The organism is Neobacillus endophyticus (genome assembly GCF_013248975.1).
GTDB lineage: Bacteria > Bacillota > Bacilli > Bacillales > Cytobacillaceae > Neobacillus > Neobacillus endophyticus.
Genome location: NZ_JABRWH010000001.1, coordinates 3,086,714 through 3,102,799 on the forward strand (window position 1 = coordinate 3,086,714; position 16,086 = coordinate 3,102,799).

Genomic DNA, 16,086 nt, shown 5'->3' on the forward strand with positions numbered 1-16,086 from the left:
ACAGCCGATTTTTTCTATATTATAACAACTAGTGAAAAAAAGTAATTTTATATAACAGAGGGATAATTTTAGTGATACAGAATGGAAGTTAGTATCCAAATTTAATACTATGAATAGGATAGAAAATTAATACGCTAAGTGTTTGACGTCTTATTAACAATGTTGTAAACTCGTATATGTGATAATTAATTGTATCAATTTCAATTGTTTGTTGAGTGATACAGATAAGATTCCACCTAAATCATGATTTTTTAGTTTATCTCGTACGTTCTGTGAAAAACTACTAATTAGTGTATTCCTGAAATATTGCCGGTAATAAAGAACTATGTGAATACTTGGATACCCAAAACGAACAATTTAGCAGTTAATGAATGCTTAACTTCTCTGCTTTTATCTATGTATTTTGGGGTAACCTAAACGAAGTGGAATTTATTAAAAAATTAAAGAAATTGAATAGAAGGGAAGATGTAAACAGATGGCTTCTACTATTAAAAAGACCACACAAGATGCTAAAAAAGCACTTGAATCAGTGGAGGAGCAATTTCAAACACTTCAAATTTTAAATGAAGAAGGCGAAGTCGTAAACGAAGCGGCTATGCCAGAACTAACCGATGAGCAGCTTCAAGAATTGATGCGCCGCATGGTTTATACACGTATTCTAGATCAAAGATCTATTTCCTTAAATCGTCAGGGACGCTTAGGTTTCTATGCACCAACTGCAGGACAAGAAGCATCACAATTGGCATCTCAATTTGCTCTTGAAAAAGAAGACTTTATCCTTCCAGGGTATCGAGACGTTCCTCAATTAATTTGGCACGGTTTACCATTATATCAAGCATTCTTGTTCTCGCGTGGACACTATCATGGTAATCAAATCCCTGAAGGCGTCAATGTCATTTCACCGCAAATTATTATTGGTGCCCAATACGTACAAACGGCAGGGGTTGCTCTTGGATTTAAGAAAAACGGTTCAAAAGCAGTAGCTATTACTTACACAGGTGACGGCGGTGCTTCACAAGGTGATTTCTATGAAGGAATTAACTTTGCAGGAGCATTTAAAGCGCCAGCCATTTTTATTGTGCAAAACAACCGTTTTGCTATTTCTACTCCAGTTGAAAAACAATCAGCTGCAAAAACAATTGCTCAAAAAGCAGTTGCAGCAGGAATTCCTGGTATTCAAGTAGACGGAATGGATCCATTAGCTGTATATGCAGCTGTACGTGAAGCTCGTGAGCGTGCAATTAATGGCGAAGGACCTACTTTAATTGAAACTTTAACTTACCGTTATGGTCCACACACAATGGCTGGAGATGATCCAACTCGATATCGTACTGCAGAGCTTGATAATGAATGGGAAAAGAAAGATCCTCTTGTACGTTTCCGTAAATTCCTTGAAAAGAAAGGTCTATGGAATGAAGAAATGGAAAATCAAGTGATTGAACAAGCAAAAGAAGAGATTAAAGTGGCAATCAAACAAGCAGACGATGCTCCAAAACAAAAAGTGACTGACTTGATGTCCATTATGTTTGAAGAAATGCCTCAAAACTTAAAAGAACAGTATGAAATTTATAAAGCAAAGGAGTCGAAGTAAGTCATGGCTCAAATGACAATGATCCAAGCTATTACTGATGCGCTGCGTACAGAGCTTCGCAATGATCCTAAAACATTGGTTTTCGGAGAAGACGTTGGTGTAAACGGCGGTGTTTTCCGTGCAACAGAAGGTTTGCAAAAAGAATTTAGTGAAGACCGTGTATTTGATACACCGCTTGCGGAATCTGGAATTGGAGGTTTGGCTATCGGTCTTTCTTTAACTGGCTTCCGTCCAATCCCTGAAATTCAGTTCTTTGGATTTGTTTTTGAAGTAATGGATTCAATTGCAGGCCAAATGTCTCGTATGCGCTATCGTTCAGGCGGCCGTTACAACATGCCAATTACTGTACGTTCACCATTTGGCGGTGGTGTTCATACTCCTGAGCTTCATTCAGATAGTTTAGAGGGATTAATGGCCCAAACACCTGGTTTAAAAGTTGTTGTGCCTTCTACTCCATATGATGCTAAAGGATTATTACTTTCTGCCATTCGTGATAATGATCCAGTTATTTTCCTTGAACATTTAAAATTATATCGTGCATTCAGACAAGAGGTTCCTGAAGAAGAATATACAATTCCACTTGGAAAAGCAGATGTAAAACGTGAAGGAACAGATTTATCTATTATTACTTACGGTGCAATGGTGCATGAATCATTAAAAGCTGCTGAAGAGTTAGCTAAAGAAGGTCACTCTGTAGAAGTTGTTGACTTACGAACGATCAGCCCGCTTGATATTGACACCATTATTGCATCTGTAGAAAAAACTGGACGGGCAATTGTTGTGCAGGAAGCGCAAAAACAAGCAGGTGTTGCTGCTACCGTTGTGGCTGAAATTAATGACCGTGCAATTTTAAGTTTAGAAGCACCTGTATTACGTGTAACTGCGGCGGATACAATTTATCCATTCTCACAAGCAGAATCCGTATGGCTTCCTAACTATAAAGATGTAATTGAAACAGCAAAAAAAGTCTTATCATTCTAAGTAAATAAATCAAAATATTTTTATAGGAGATGAAACCCAGTGTCATTTCAATTTAAAATGCCTGACATCGGTGAGGGGATTCATGAAGGGGAAATTGTCAAATGGTTTATTAAACCAGGCGATAAAGTCCAAGAAGATGATGTCCTTTGTGAAATTCAAAATGATAAAGCAGTAGTCGAGATTCCTTCTCCTGTTGAAGGAACAGTTCTAGAAGTATTGATTGGGGAAGGGACTGTCGCAACAGTTGGGCAAGTTCTTGTGACTTTCGATGCCCCAGGTTATGAAGATTTACAATTTAAGGGTGATCATGGAGATGATGAGCCTAAACAAGAGGAAAAGCAAGCAGCTCCAACTCCTGCACCAGCACCTGAAACTGCTCCGGCAGCAGCACAAGCAACAGCTGCTCCACAAGTACAGGCTGATGTAGATCCTAACAGACGCATTATTGCTATGCCATCTGTTCGTAAATATGCACGTGAGCATGGTGTCGATATCCGCCTTGTATCCGGTTCTGGAAATAACGGCCGCATCATGAAGGCTGATATTGATGCATTCTTAAATGGTGGAGCTCAAGTAGCAGCACCACAAGCAGAAGGTATTCCAGCTGCTGAAGCACCTGCAGCAGAAGCACCAAAAGCTGCTGCTCCAATTCCACAGGGAGAATATCCTGAAACTCGTGAAAAAATGAGCGGAATTCGCAAAGCGATTGCTAAAGCAATGGTTAATTCGAAACATACTGCTCCACATGTTACATTAATGGATGAAGTGGAAGTAACTAAACTTGTGGCACACCGCAAGAAATTTAAAGAAGTTGCTGCTCAAAAAGGCATCAAACTTACTTTCTTACCTTATATCGTAAAAGCATTAACAAGTGCATTAAGAGAATTCCCTGTCCTTAATACATCACTTGATGATGCAGCGAATGAAATTATTCATAAGCATTATTATAATATCGGAATTGCTGCAGATACTGAAAAAGGACTATTAGTCCCAGTTGTAAAAGATGCAGACCGCAAGTCAGTATTCACTATTTCAAATGAGATTAATGAGCTTGCTACTAAAGCACGTGATGGCAAATTAGCTCCTAATGAAATGAAGGGTGCTTCATGCACGATTTCTAACATTGGTTCAGCAGGTGGACAATGGTTTACACCAGTTATTAACCATCCTGAAGTTGCTATTTTAGGTGTTGGCCGTATTGCTGAAAAGCCAATTGTTCGTAACGGTGAAATTGTAGCTGCACCTGTATTGGCATTATCTTTAAGCTTTGACCACCGCATGATTGATGGTGCGACTGCTCAAAATGCAATGAATCATATTAAACGTTTATTAAACGATCCAGAACTATTGTTAATGGAGGCGTAAGAAAATGGTAGTTGGAGATTTCCCAATTGAAACAGATACTATAGTCATCGGCTCAGGCCCTGGAGGATATGTTGCCGCGATTCGTGCTGCTCAACTTGGCCAAAAAGTAACGATTGTTGAAAGAGAATATATCGGCGGTGTTTGTTTAAACGTAGGTTGTATTCCTTCAAAAGCCTTGATTGCTGCAGGCCATCGTTATGAAACAGCAGCTCATTCCGAATCATTTGGTATTACTGCTGAAAATGTGAAGGTTGATTTTTCAAAAGTACAAGATTTCAAAGCAGGAATCGTGAAGAAGTTAACTGGCGGTGTTGAAGGCCTTTTAAAAGGAAACAAGGTGAACATCGTTCGCGGTGAGGCATATTTCGTTGACGCCAATACACTTCGCGTAATGGATGAAAATTCAGCACAAACATATACCTTTAAAAATGCCATTATTGCAACGGGATCTCGTCCGATTGAACTGCCGTCCTTTAAATATTCAAAACGCGTACTAAATTCAACTGGTGCATTGGCATTGAATGAAATACCTGAAAAAATTGTCGTTATTGGCGGCGGTGTAATAGGTATAGAACTTGGTGGAGCATATGCGAATTTTGGCAGCCAAGTAACTATTCTTGAAGGCGCAGAAGAAATCTTAGGCCTTGGGGTATTTGATAAACAAATGGCAGCCCTTGTTAAACGTTCAATGAAGAAAAAAGGGGCAGAATTCTATACAAAAGCATTGGCTAAAGGTGTAGAAGAAACCGAAAATGGTGTAGTCGTTACATTTGAAACAAAAGGCGAAGAAAAGAAAATCGAAGCTGATTACGTATTTGTCATGGTAGGGCGCCGTCCTAACACCGACGAAATGGGCCTTGAACAAGCTGGTGTGAAAATGACGGACCGTGGCCTTATTGAAATCGATAAGCAATGCCGGACAAGTGTTTCTAATATTTATGCAATTGGTGATGTGGTAGCTGGACCTCAATTAGCACATAAGGCATCTTATGAAGCAAAAATTGCTGCTGAAGCAATTTCTGGCCATCCATCTGAAATTGACTATTTAGGAATTCCTGCTGTTGTTTTCTCTGATCCAGAGTTGGCATCAGTTGGTTATACGGAAGAACAGGCAAAAGCTGAAGGTATTGAAGTTGTTGCAGCTAAGTTCCCATTTGCTGCTAACGGCCGTGCTTTATCTTTGGACAGCGGAGATGGCTTCTTAAGGTTAATTACCCGTAAAGAAGATGGTCTCGTTATTGGTGCTCAAATCGCAGGAGCAAGTGCCTCTGATATGATTGCAGAATTAGGTCTTGCTATTGAGGCTGGTATGACAGCAGAAGATTTGGCCATGACCATTCATGCTCATCCTACGCTAGGTGAAATCACAATGGAAGCTGCGGAAGTAGCACTGGGCAGCCCAATCCACATTTTAAAATAATGGTTTAAAATAAAGTCCTTTTCATCTAGATGAAAAGGACTTTGTTTTTTAACAGCGAATTATATTATTTATAATTACATTTTGTTCTATTCTGATATATATCTTGTCATTTTCTTTCATATATTGAATTATATTTGGTCATTCTTTTGCAAAACAAATGGATTTTAAGTGGTGATCAATATGAGGGTATATGTCGTCATGATGCTGCAATTTATTATATGGAGCGGCTTTACATTTATTGAGTGGCTTTCTAAACACGACCAGCTGATTTATAAAGTAATAATGTTTTTTATTTTTTTCTATTTGGCATTTTTAATTGGCCATAAAGTTACAAAGTCCTCTAAGAAAACACTGTTTATCACAACCCTAAGTTTGGTGATTTATACCTCATTACATTTTACATTGGAACACTTTATCCATTAAAAAACTCGCCTTTAGGCGAGTTATTTTTATTTTCTTGGGTTGAAGTACATGACTCGGTCATTAAAAAGGTGTAACTCTCCTTGAAGCTTCTTGGCAAGGAATTTGCAAAATTCATTTGCTTTTCCTTTGTCACCAAAGGTTGATGGTTCTGGCAGTGTAACTTGAACGTAAGCTTGTTCTCTTTCAGTACTGTCTTCATCGATGATTGTTTCGGTATCTACTCCGATTAAAATAAGTTTATAACGTTCATGGTTTGACTTTAAATAAAACCACTTGCCCTTTCCTTCGGCAGTTTCATTTATTTCATAAGGAAATGCGGTATCATTATACTGCCAATTTATTTGATCGCCAGTCTTTCCTGTTATGTCTTTATAATAGTAAAAAAGTTCTTTTACTTCTTCCGTAGTGATGGTTTGTTTTGCAGATGAAGGTACAAGCTTAATATATGCATTAACCGCCATCATCCTTCCCCCTCTATAAATCCATTATGTAAGCAATTATATTCTAGCATTGATTAAAAAGTAATGACAACTCTTACATAAATTTTGTAGGATTTATTGTCATTTTTCTGATATTGAATTATAATAATATTCTAAATATATAAAAAGAGGGAGGAAATTATGGAGCTATTTTACAAATTATATGATGAGCATGAAAATGTAAAAGTAAGATTTGTGGGTTTTACAACTGATCATACCCGCTATGACTTTGGTATTGTCTATACCAATATGTTTTTTGGAAAACCTCTTGTTGTCTGCATGCAAACTGGCCGTTCAACACTCCTCGACCCGAAGGACATAGAAGATATCGAACACCTTCAAAATGTATTCCGCATCCCTGATAAACACCAAGCAGCTGATTTAGTAGAATTCTTTCGCGAAACACTTCCAGCAATCCCTTATATCGCTGAGTATGAATAAGGTAAAAAAAGATCGAATTTTTTCGATCTTTTTTTGTGCCTTTTTTTAAATGTGACATACAATTTAGGCTTGAAAAAATAAATGTGATATATTAATATGTATTCAAGGATGTATAAAACGTTTTTATTTTTCTAAAATCCAATTTTGAAAAGGGGATGAAATTCGATGGGAACAATCGTTTGCCAAAGCTGCAACTCCACCATTGATCATTTTGAAGATGAAAAGGTGACTGTTCTTTATTCCAAGTGCGATTGCTGCTGTGATCAGCATTCAGAATCAGAAATATAAATAAAATAAAATAAAATAAAACAGGATTCCAGTTTTGGAATCCTGTATTTTTTAGCCGATAGGAAAATATAACTTCCTATCATGCATAAGGGCGACTACGCCTCTGTCTTCGCCCTGCCGGGGTGCCAGTCGGCGAGTTTTCTTTATTGGATCGCTTTATATTCTTTAATTACATGTATCGTTTTTAATTCATCATCTTCAGGTCCTTGAACAGGAAGCCCGGCTTCAAGGTTTTTCTTAATGTAATACAGATTTTCTTTCGTAATTATTTCACCAGGAATAAAAATTGGAATTCCCGGTGGATAGACCATGACAAACTCCGCGATAATCCTTCCAACCGATTCTTCTAAAGGAATAGTCTCTGTTTCAGAATAAAATGCATCTCGAGGCGTTAACGCTAGAACGGGAATTTCTGATAGGAGAACTTCAACAGGTTCAATTTTCTCAGAGCGATGACTATATTCATCAGAAAGCTGTTTAAGAGCATTGATTAGCAAATCTGCCTCATTCTCAGTATCTCCAATTGTAACGATGCAAAGAATGTTATATAGATCGGATAATTCCACCTCTATATTGTGATGATCCCTGAGCCATTTTTCCACTTCATATCCTGTTATTCCTAAGTCTTTCACAGAAATAATCAGTTTCGTTGGATCATAATCATAGGCTGCTTTGGTGCCGATTATATCTTCTCCAGGACAATATAAATGGTCAATTTCATTTATACGATTTCGGATCGACTGGGCAAGCCGAATGGTTTTATCAATGAGTTCTTTTCCCTTTGTAGCTAATTGTTTTCGTGCCGTATCAAGAGATGCAAGCAATAAATAAGATGTTGACGTAGTAGTGAGCATACTAAGAATTGCTTGAACATGTTTAGCAGAAACGAGTCCTTCTTTTACGTTTAGAATGGAGCTTTGGGTCATGGAACCGCCAAGCTTATGAACACTTGTAGCTGCCATATCGGCACCAGCCTGCATGGCAGATAACGGCAAGTCTTCATGGAAATGAATGTGAACGCCATGTGCTTCGTCAACAAGTACGGGTACATGGAAGGAATGGGCAATTTCAACTATTTTTTTTAAATCTGCGGATATGCCGAAGTATGTTGGATTAATGACCAAAACACCCTTCGCATCTGGATGCTGTTTTAAAGCTTTTTCTACAGATTCCGTCGTGATTCCATGAGAAATGCCAAGTTTTTTATCAATTTCAGGATGTATAAACACTGGAATAGCCCCAGAAAAAACAATGGCAGACATAACTGATTTATGAACATTTCTTGGGACAATGATTTTCTCTCCCGGTCCACAAACGGCCATGACCATTGCCATTATGGCTCCGCTTGTTCCTTGAACTGAAAAGAATGTATGATCAGCACCAAAAGCTTTTGCAGCAAGGTCCTGTGCTTCCTTTATCATACCTTTTGGATGATGAAGGTCATCTAGTGGTCCGATATTAATTAAATCGATAGAAAGAGCGTTGTCGCCAATAAATTGACGGAAGTCCGGATCAATTCCCGCTCCTTTTTTATGGCCGGGTATATGAAATTGAATCGGGTTTTTTTTTGCATGCTTTAATAAACCGCTAAATAACGGTGTTTGTGTCTGATCTTGAGACAATTGATTTCACACCTCTTATTCCAAAAATACCTTTTATTGATGTATAAAAATAAAACAAATTGAATTATAACACTAATCATGTTTATTGCATAGGTTTAATCATGGATCATTCTCTCTTTTTTTTATGAAGGCTTTATTAAATCTGTTGTTGCTTATTTATCTAGTTGCTTGGAGGGAAAATCAACCTCCAAGTTTAACGCATTCGAATTTAATATAGTTTCCCTAAAAACAAGGAAAATTAGACTTGTAAAACGAAATAACAATTTACAAACATTATTAGGAGGGATGGTCTTGAATTGGCGAACAAGAGTAACAGACCTATTAAATATAGAGTACCCCATCATTCAGGGGGGGTTAGCTTATTTAGCTTATTCAGAGTTGGCAGCAGCTGTATCGAATGCGGGAGGACTGGGCCAAATAACAGCTATGTCTTTAAAAAGTCCTGAATTACTTAGAGACGAGATTAGAAAGGTTAGAAAACTAACCAATAAGCCTTTTGGTGTCAATTTTGCCATTGGACAAAATAATCGACCATTTGCTGATTTTTTACAAATAGCTATTGAAGAAGGGGTACCCGTTATTTCAATGACTGGTGGCAACCCCGCACCCATTTTTGAACAGCTTAAAGGTACTCTAGCAAAAAAACTTGTACTAGTGGCTGCAAGAAGACAGGCTATCAAAGCAGAAGAGCTTGGAGCTGATGCTGTAATGGTTGTGGGACAGGAAGGAGGAGGACACCTCGGAAGGGATGATATTGGTACAATGGTGTTAATTCCCCAGGTTGTGGATTCTGTTTCAATACCTGTAATCGCATCAGGAGGCATAGGCGATGGCAGAGGTTTGATGGCAGGACTAAGTCTAGGAGCTGAAGGTATTGAAATGGGGACTAGATTTATTGCCACAAAAGAATGTGTTCATGCAAATGAAGTTTATAAAAAGGCTTTAGTAATAGGTAATGAAGCGGATACTGTTGTGATTAAACGCTCGCTAGGTGCACCTGCAAGAGCGATCTCCAATAGTTGGACTGAAAAAATACTGGAGATTGAAAAAAGACAAGGAGGGTATGAGCAGTTAAAGGATTTTATTAGCGGTGCTGCTAATCAACGATACATATATGAAGGGGTTTTTGATGAAGGGTTTGCCTGGGCTGGGCAAGTAATGGGGCTCATTAAAGACGTGCCTTCAGTATCGGAATTGTTCGCACGAATGATAATGGAGGCAGAACAAATTCGTGCAAAATGGGCAAAATAAGGGTATGATTCCTATTAGGTTATAAGGTTAGAAGGTGAATATGATGGAATACCAATACCCAATTGATTACAATTGGTCAACGGAAGAAATAGTAGATGTAGTAAAATTTTTTGAAGCGGTGGAAAAAGCTTATGAAACAGGTATCGACCGCGATGAGATTATGAAGATTTATCGGCGCTTTAAAGAAATTGTACCGAGTATGGCCGAGGAAAAGACGGTTTGTGGGGAATTTGAAGAAGTCAGCGGGTATTCTTCTTATCGTACAATTAAAAAAGCCAAAGAAGCCTCAGAAGGGGCACGGATAAAAATGGATTAAGGAAAAAAGCTTCCGGAAAAAATAGTTCCGGAAGCTTTTTCTATTTGCTGCCCACTGCAAGTTTATAAAGAGGAGTTGTTTTTGTGAAAACATGTTCGATTTGCTGCAGAAGCTCATCAGAATTTAATTGGATAGCTTCCTCGCGGCTTATGGTATATCCGCAAAGAATTTCAGCTTTCTTCACAGTTTGAAGCCGTTCAAAATAGGTTAAAAGGTCTTTATTTGTCAACTGTTCATGTTTAGTGGTGTCAGGAGTCATGTGATCTAAAGACCATGCAAATTCTTTCGGCGTTTCTTTGTATATTTTATTAATTTTATTTGTAAATCTGGCTCCGATTTCGGCTTTTTGCGGTGCTTCATATATGACGGCGAACCAAATGAATAAATGCGTATGCCACAAGCCGATTTGGAAGTGTGGAAGCATTTTATATCCCCGGGGATTACTGGCAAAGGCAACCCACGTATCCTTTGGTGGATTAATCGTTCTTCGTGCATGTTTAGCTACATGCATAAACATTTCATCCCCTGTCAATGCAGACAAAGTTGGTGCGAAATAAGCCCCCAGGCTTTCCAATTTTGGGCGAATCGTTGTTTTTAAAGCCTCCATTCTTGACTCAAGGCCATCTATTAAAAAAACATCAAAATCCTGTTGAGTAAAACCGTTGAATTCCACTCTCTCCTAACCTCCCAGTGCGGTTTTTGTCTTATATTGTAGCATATCATGTAAGATTCAAAAAACATTGCGCTCTCATAGGTTAAAGCACATATTTGTTCCAACAATCAAAATCACTCATATTATAAAGTAAAAAAAATAATCCGAAAAATCAGTGAATGGAATGAAAGGGGAGGAGAAAGGTGAAACAATTAATGAATACATCTCTTAGAAAAGCTAGCGAGAAGGAAAGAACTGCGGTATTGAGATTAGAAATGGATTACGAATTAGCAGTACTATTTGAAGCGATCGAGGAAAAAGATGAGAAAAAAATAAAAGAATCCAAACAAAAATTAGAAAAAATTCGTTTGGAATTATTACGATTAAAAGCTTTTTAATATCTGCAATCCAAGGAGCAACAAATTAGAATGGAACAGAATAGAATAAATAATTAAAACGAACTCCAAAAGCAGCGGGGGGTTCGTTTATTATTGAACGTTTTTTTACATAATGGGAGTGCTAATTGTTGCTGTGTATCCCTAATTTGATTAAGCTAAAGGTACATCAATTTTTTTATCATGACTCATACTACATACAATACAACGGTTTCCGATATTTAAAGTACACTGTTGATTTCGCTAATATGTTGATGAGAACTGAAATCAACATTAAATTTAACCGCCTGTTTAAAATAACAAAATGGAGGGGAAATATGGATTGGGAACAAATTTATTCTCATGCATTTCAATGGGTGAAAGAAGCTGGAGAAAAAATTCGTCTGTCATTTGATAAAACCTTAAATATTCAAACCAAGTCAAATCCAAATGATCTTGTTACGAACATAGATAAAGAGACAGAGCAGTTTTTTATAAGTAAAATTCGCGAAACTTATCCCGGACATAAAATTCTCGGAGAAGAAGGATTTGGGGATAAACCTGAAAACCTTAATGGAATTGTGTGGCTTATTGATCCCATAGACGGGACGATGAATTTTATTCATCAGCAGCGGAATTTTGCCATTTCTATCGGCGTGTATGAAAATGGTGTCGGGAAAATCGGACTTGTATATGATGTCGTTCATGATGAGTTATACCATGCAGTAAAAGGCAGTGGCGCATATATAAATGACAAGCCTATCCCTGTTTTACATCCAAGAAAAGTAAATGAATCGATCATTGCTTTAAATGCCACATGGGTTATGGAAAATCGCCGAATTGATCATAATCTCTTAATCCCCTTGGTTCGAGAGGCACGAGGAACCAGGTCATATGGTACAGCTGCTTTGGAAATGGTGTTTGTAGCAGCAGGCCGGATTGATGCATATATTTCCATGAGATTGTCACCCTGGGATTTTGCTGGAGGTGCAGTCATTGTAGAGGAACTTGGGGGCATTGTGACAAACTTAAGAGGAGAAAAACTTGATTTTCTCTCAAATGATTCCTTGTTGGTGGCAAGACCTGGTTTACATGAAACCATCTTGCAGGAATATTTAAAATGCGGCAAGTGGTAAAAAGAAGCCTATTAAAAGGCTTCTTTTCAAGTTATAATTGTCCTTTTTCCCGCATTTTCTTTTTTGTTGTAAAGCCTAATCCCATAATTACAATAACAGCTGCAATACAGCCAAAAACCCCTAACAGACTTTGTTCAGCAATGGCAACGCCAATTCCCATAATACTTGCTGCAGCCAGTATTGCATAAAAGAGCAATGGCCATTTAACTCGGTTCATCTTAAAAACCCCTTATGTTTATTAATATAATTTTATTCTACATAAAATCGTTTTAAGTTTCCACAGTAAATATGGTATAATAATTTGGTTATGGATGAGAAACTATAATTAGGTTATTTATTGAATAAAGTCAGGAGTGGAATTTTTTGAAAACAAGAAATGATATAAGAAATATTGCAATCATTGCCCACGTTGACCATGGGAAAACAACATTGGTCGATCAGTTATTAAAACAATCAGGTATTTTTCGTTCAAACGAACACGTTGAAGAACGGGCAATGGATTCAAACGATTTAGAGAGAGAACGCGGGATTACGATCCTGGCCAAAAATACAGCCATCCAATATAAAGACACTAGAATTAATATCTTGGATACCCCTGGGCATGCTGATTTTGGCGGTGAAGTAGAACGGATCATGAAAATGGTAGATGGGGTACTTCTTGTAGTTGATGCATATGAGGGATGTATGCCGCAGACTCGTTTCGTGCTTAAAAAAGCTTTAGAGCAAAATTTAACGCCAATCGTAGTCGTTAATAAGATTGACCGTGATTTTGCCCGTCCAAATGAAGTAGTTGATGAAGTAATTGATCTGTTTATTGAACTTGATGCAAACGAAGACCAATTAGAATTTCCGGTTATTTATGCATCTGCTATTAACGGAACTGCAAGCCTTGATCCTGAAAAACAGGATGAAAATATGCAATGCTTATACGAAGCAATAATTGAAAATATGCCTGCTCCGATTGATAATAGCGATGAACCACTTCAATTTCAAGTTGCTCTTCTCGATTATAATGAATATGTCGGCAGAATTGGAATCGGCCGTGTATTCCGCGGTACCATGAAAGTTGGGCAGCAGGTCGCATTAATGAAGCTTGATGGATCTGTGAAACAATTCCGCGTGACCAAAATTTTAGGTTTCTTTGGTTTAAAACGTGAAGAAGTTGAGGAAGCAAAAGCAGGTGATTTAGTAGCTGTTTCCGGGATGGAAGATATTAATGTGGGTGAAACTGTTTGTCCAATTGAACAGCAGGAAGCTTTGCCAGTATTACGAATTGACGAGCCAACACTGCAAATGACTTTTGTTGTCAATAACAGCCCGTTTGCAGGTCGTGAAGGCAAATATCTAACAGCGAGAAAGATTGAAGAAAGATTACGGGCGCAGTTACAAACAGATGTGAGTTTACGTGTTGAAAATACTGACTCACCAGATGCATGGATTGTTTCTGGCCGTGGAGAACTTCATTTATCTATCTTAATTGAAAATATGCGTCGTGAAGGATATGAGCTTCAAGTTTCAAAGCCTGAGGTTATTGTAAAAGAAATGGATGGCGTTCGTTGTGAGCCAATTGAGAGAGTTCAAATTGATGTGCCTGAAGAGCATACTGGTGCCGTTATGGAATCCATTGGAGCGCGTAAAGGCGAACTTCTAGACATGATTAATAATGGAAACGGTCAGGTTCGTCTGATCTTTAATGTACCTGCTCGCGGCTTAATTGGCTATACAACCGAATTTTTAACCCTAACACGCGGATACGGTATTATCAATCACACGTTTGATAGCTATCAGCCAATGGCTCCTGGACAGGTAGGAGGCAGACGTCAAGGTGTTCTTGTATCAATGGAGACAGGAAAAGCATCAACATATGGTATTATGCAGGTTGAAGACAGGGGTACCATTTTTGTTGAGCCAGGTACTGAAATCTATGAAGGAATGATTGTTGGCGAACATACCCGAGAAAACGATCTAACCGTCAATATCACAAAAGTGAAGCAACAGACAAATGTCCGCTCTGCAACAAAAGATCAGACTTCAGTTATTAAAAAACCACGGATCATGTCATTGGAGGAGTCTTTAGAGTATTTGGATGAAGACGAATATTGCGAAGTAACCCCGAAATCGATCCGACTTCGGAAGAAGATTCTTGATAAGAGTGAACGGGAACGAGTAGCCAAAAAGAAAAAATATGCTGAAATGAGTTAATTTTAAAGGGGTGCACGCCGTGGACGAGTTAAAATCCTTTTCACCGAGCCTTAGATTTTTCATCGAGCTTGCTGCAGGAAATTCGCCCATAACAAAAAGTGATATTGAAATGGGTGTCATGTTTCAATATATCTTCATTGTGATCTTGTCTGTTATTGTATACAGATTAGGTTTTGCCAAAAAGCTGCCTCTAATGAAAAACGTAATTATTTATACGTGTCTAGTACTTGGCTGTTTATTGTTACTATTATTTTCTTACGGGCTGCCGATCGCAGAAGGTTTATTAGTTGCAGCAATTGTATTAATTATCTATAAATTTCGCTTACACCAGTCGAAAAAGCAGCAGACAGAAGCAAAATAACGGGGGTTAAATCATGACGTCGTTACATGATGTTTTATATAATTGGCTTACGATTAAGGTGGTTTGCGATGCTCGTCCAGAGGATACCGCGGCAAAAGAAACGCTTGACCATTTTGATAAAATTCTTCATTCTGAGTATGAAGTAGAGAAGATTGACATAACGAAAGATGATGTTATGTATTTTCTTTCATATCAGCATAAGGAAGAAGAAAAGAAAACTCGATTTCCGCGAGAATTAATTGAAATCATGCTGAATCAAATTAATAAAGAACCTGAAAAATACGTGAATTTTGAATAAAAAAACACAAGTTCTTTTCGAAATTGAAAAGAACTTGTGTTTTTTTTACCATTCATCCTTATCTGGTCTTGCCCGATAAAAGCGAAAATTTCCTGTGGCCATTCTGGCATTGGTTTTATCAGCAATACGCTCGCTGCATTCTACGCACATATATGTATGAATGGGACGGTTTCGAAGCCGTTTGGCCATAAGGGATTCGTCATCAATATTTTCAATCTTATCGCAAATAACACATTTTACTCTCATTAATGCACCTCTTCAATTCATGATCGAATCTGAATATTTATATTATACTATAGCATGAAGTTGACCTGATAGATAATCTCGCATTTATTTGCTGAAAAAAAGGGATAGTAGTAATATTAGAATAACGAGCATGTGGAAGGAAAAATAAGGGGTTGGAAACATGGTAAATGAAGTGGAACCAAAGCTAATCAAGCCATTATTTGATGAGTTGCAAAAGGAAAAATTTGTGACTTTGGCATCAGTTGATCATGTAACAGGCGGTCCTAATATAAGTGCGATTTCTTGGATACTGGCAAAAGATGATGCTACCATTTATTTTGCTATTGATCATCGTTCGAGGGTCATTGAGAATATAAAAAAAATTAACTTGGTTGTTATCACTTTATTTGCGAATGAGTCTACTTATTCTATCCAGGGAGAGGCTTCCATTATGGCAGAAAGAATCCCGGATGTCCCATTAAAGCTGGCATTGGTAAAGGTAAAAATCACAGAGGTAAGAGATGTGATGTTTTATGGATCCAAAATTGTGACCGATGTAAAGTATGATAAAACCTATGACAAAGTTGCGGCTGAACGTTTGGATACGCAAGTCATGAACCAATTGAAAAAAGCTTAGTGAGCTGCACTAAGCTTTTTTAAT

The 16,086-nt window shown here is 37.8% G+C and carries 20 protein-coding genes; 15 read left to right on the forward strand and 5 right to left on the reverse strand.

Going from position 1 to position 16,086, the window contains the following annotated elements:
- Nucleotides 1–475: 475 nt before the first annotated feature.
- The 5 genes from pdhA (at nucleotide 476) to HPT25_RS15270 (ending at nucleotide 5,780) form a co-directional block, all read left to right on the forward strand.
- Complete coding sequence (gene pdhA / locus HPT25_RS15250; protein WP_173065797.1) at nucleotides 476–1,591, forward strand: pyruvate dehydrogenase (acetyl-transferring) E1 component subunit alpha; 1,116 nt, start codon at nucleotides 476–478, stop codon at nucleotides 1,589–1,591.
- A 3-nt stretch (nucleotides 1,592–1,594) separates the two neighbouring features.
- The gene (locus tag HPT25_RS15255) at nucleotides 1,595–2,572 is read left to right on the forward strand and encodes an alpha-ketoacid dehydrogenase subunit beta (RefSeq protein ID WP_173065800.1); all 978 of its coding nucleotides are present in this window, start codon (nucleotides 1,595–1,597) and stop codon (nucleotides 2,570–2,572) included.
- A gap of 39 nt (nucleotides 2,573–2,611) precedes the next feature.
- Nucleotides 2,612–3,937, forward strand: a complete 1,326-nt coding sequence (locus HPT25_RS15260; RefSeq protein ID WP_173065803.1) for a dihydrolipoamide acetyltransferase family protein — start codon at nucleotides 2,612–2,614, stop codon at nucleotides 3,935–3,937.
- 4 nt (nucleotides 3,938–3,941) lie between these two features.
- Complete coding sequence (gene lpdA, locus HPT25_RS15265) at nucleotides 3,942–5,357, forward strand: dihydrolipoyl dehydrogenase (protein ID WP_173065806.1); 1,416 nt, start codon at nucleotides 3,942–3,944, stop codon at nucleotides 5,355–5,357.
- Nucleotides 5,358–5,537: 180 nt separating this feature from the next.
- On the forward strand, nucleotides 5,538–5,780 hold the full coding sequence (locus tag HPT25_RS15270) for a hypothetical protein (protein WP_173065809.1): 243 nt from the start codon (nucleotides 5,538–5,540) through the stop codon (nucleotides 5,778–5,780).
- Nucleotides 5,781–5,806: 26 nt separating this feature from the next.
- Here the strand turns inward: HPT25_RS15270 and HPT25_RS15275 are convergent, their stop codons facing one another.
- Nucleotides 5,807–6,241, reverse strand: coding sequence for a DUF1885 family protein (locus HPT25_RS15275; RefSeq protein ID WP_173071171.1), 435 nt, complete (start codon nucleotides 6,239–6,241; stop codon nucleotides 5,807–5,809).
- A gap of 159 nt (nucleotides 6,242–6,400) precedes the next feature.
- On the opposite strand from HPT25_RS15275, the gene HPT25_RS15280 reads away from it, so the two are divergent.
- Together HPT25_RS15280 and HPT25_RS15285 are read left to right on the forward strand one after the other, a co-directional pair.
- The gene (locus HPT25_RS15280) at nucleotides 6,401–6,700 is read left to right on the forward strand and encodes a DUF3055 domain-containing protein (protein WP_173065812.1); all 300 of its coding nucleotides are present in this window, start codon (nucleotides 6,401–6,403) and stop codon (nucleotides 6,698–6,700) included.
- Between the two features lie 165 nt (nucleotides 6,701–6,865).
- The gene (locus tag HPT25_RS15285) at nucleotides 6,866–6,988 is read left to right on the forward strand and encodes a GapA-binding peptide SR1P (RefSeq protein WP_173065815.1); all 123 of its coding nucleotides are present in this window, start codon (nucleotides 6,866–6,868) and stop codon (nucleotides 6,986–6,988) included.
- Between the two features lie 143 nt (nucleotides 6,989–7,131).
- Here the strand turns inward: HPT25_RS15285 and HPT25_RS15290 are convergent, their stop codons facing one another.
- On the reverse strand, nucleotides 7,132–8,610 hold the full coding sequence (locus HPT25_RS15290) for an aminotransferase class I/II-fold pyridoxal phosphate-dependent enzyme (protein WP_173065818.1): 1,479 nt from the start codon (nucleotides 8,608–8,610) through the stop codon (nucleotides 7,132–7,134).
- A 291-nt stretch (nucleotides 8,611–8,901) separates the two neighbouring features.
- Between HPT25_RS15290 and HPT25_RS15295 the strand changes: the two genes are divergently transcribed.
- Entirely contained in the window at nucleotides 8,902–9,861 is a 960-nt protein-coding gene (locus tag HPT25_RS15295) for an NAD(P)H-dependent flavin oxidoreductase (RefSeq protein ID WP_173065821.1), read from the forward strand.
- A 43-nt stretch (nucleotides 9,862–9,904) separates the two neighbouring features.
- Nucleotides 9,905–10,177 (forward strand): UPF0223 family protein, encoded by a 273-nt coding sequence (locus tag HPT25_RS15300; RefSeq protein ID WP_173071173.1) that lies wholly within the window; start codon nucleotides 9,905–9,907, stop codon nucleotides 10,175–10,177.
- A 40-nt stretch (nucleotides 10,178–10,217) separates the two neighbouring features.
- Here the strand turns inward: HPT25_RS15300 and HPT25_RS15305 are convergent, their stop codons facing one another.
- Nucleotides 10,218–10,850 (reverse strand): YktB family protein, encoded by a 633-nt coding sequence (locus HPT25_RS15305; protein WP_173065823.1) that lies wholly within the window; start codon nucleotides 10,848–10,850, stop codon nucleotides 10,218–10,220.
- Between the two features lie 182 nt (nucleotides 10,851–11,032).
- On the opposite strand from HPT25_RS15305, the gene HPT25_RS15310 reads away from it, so the two are divergent.
- A complete protein-coding gene (locus tag HPT25_RS15310) occupies nucleotides 11,033–11,227 on the forward strand; it encodes a YkzI domain-containing protein (protein WP_173065826.1) in 195 nt (64 codons plus the stop codon).
- Between the two features lie 314 nt (nucleotides 11,228–11,541).
- The gene (locus HPT25_RS15315; protein WP_173065829.1) at nucleotides 11,542–12,339 is read left to right on the forward strand and encodes an inositol monophosphatase family protein; all 798 of its coding nucleotides are present in this window, start codon (nucleotides 11,542–11,544) and stop codon (nucleotides 12,337–12,339) included.
- 31 nt (nucleotides 12,340–12,370) lie between these two features.
- Here the strand turns inward: HPT25_RS15315 and HPT25_RS15320 are convergent, their stop codons facing one another.
- Nucleotides 12,371–12,556, reverse strand: coding sequence for a YlaF family protein (locus tag HPT25_RS15320; protein ID WP_173065831.1), 186 nt, complete (start codon nucleotides 12,554–12,556; stop codon nucleotides 12,371–12,373).
- 146 nt (nucleotides 12,557–12,702) lie between these two features.
- Between HPT25_RS15320 and typA the strand changes: the two genes are divergently transcribed.
- From typA to HPT25_RS15335, 3 genes are all read left to right on the forward strand, one after another.
- Nucleotides 12,703–14,541, forward strand: a complete 1,839-nt coding sequence (gene typA / locus HPT25_RS15325) for a translational GTPase TypA (protein WP_173065834.1) — start codon at nucleotides 12,703–12,705, stop codon at nucleotides 14,539–14,541.
- 88 nt (nucleotides 14,542–14,629) lie between these two features.
- A complete protein-coding gene (locus HPT25_RS15330) occupies nucleotides 14,630–14,902 on the forward strand; it encodes a YlaH-like family protein (protein WP_312857349.1) in 273 nt (90 codons plus the stop codon).
- Nucleotides 14,903–14,915: 13 nt separating this feature from the next.
- Nucleotides 14,916–15,200, forward strand: a complete 285-nt coding sequence (locus tag HPT25_RS15335; RefSeq protein ID WP_173065836.1) for a hypothetical protein — start codon at nucleotides 14,916–14,918, stop codon at nucleotides 15,198–15,200.
- A 45-nt stretch (nucleotides 15,201–15,245) separates the two neighbouring features.
- On the opposite strand, the gene HPT25_RS15340 is transcribed toward HPT25_RS15335, so the two are convergent.
- Entirely contained in the window at nucleotides 15,246–15,446 is a 201-nt protein-coding gene (locus HPT25_RS15340; RefSeq protein WP_173065839.1) for a YlaI family protein, read from the reverse strand.
- A 160-nt stretch (nucleotides 15,447–15,606) separates the two neighbouring features.
- Between HPT25_RS15340 and HPT25_RS15345 the strand changes: the two genes are divergently transcribed.
- Nucleotides 15,607–16,062, forward strand: a complete 456-nt coding sequence (locus tag HPT25_RS15345) for a pyridoxamine 5'-phosphate oxidase family protein (protein ID WP_173065841.1) — start codon at nucleotides 15,607–15,609, stop codon at nucleotides 16,060–16,062.
- The last annotated feature ends 24 nt before the right edge of the window (nucleotides 16,063–16,086 follow it).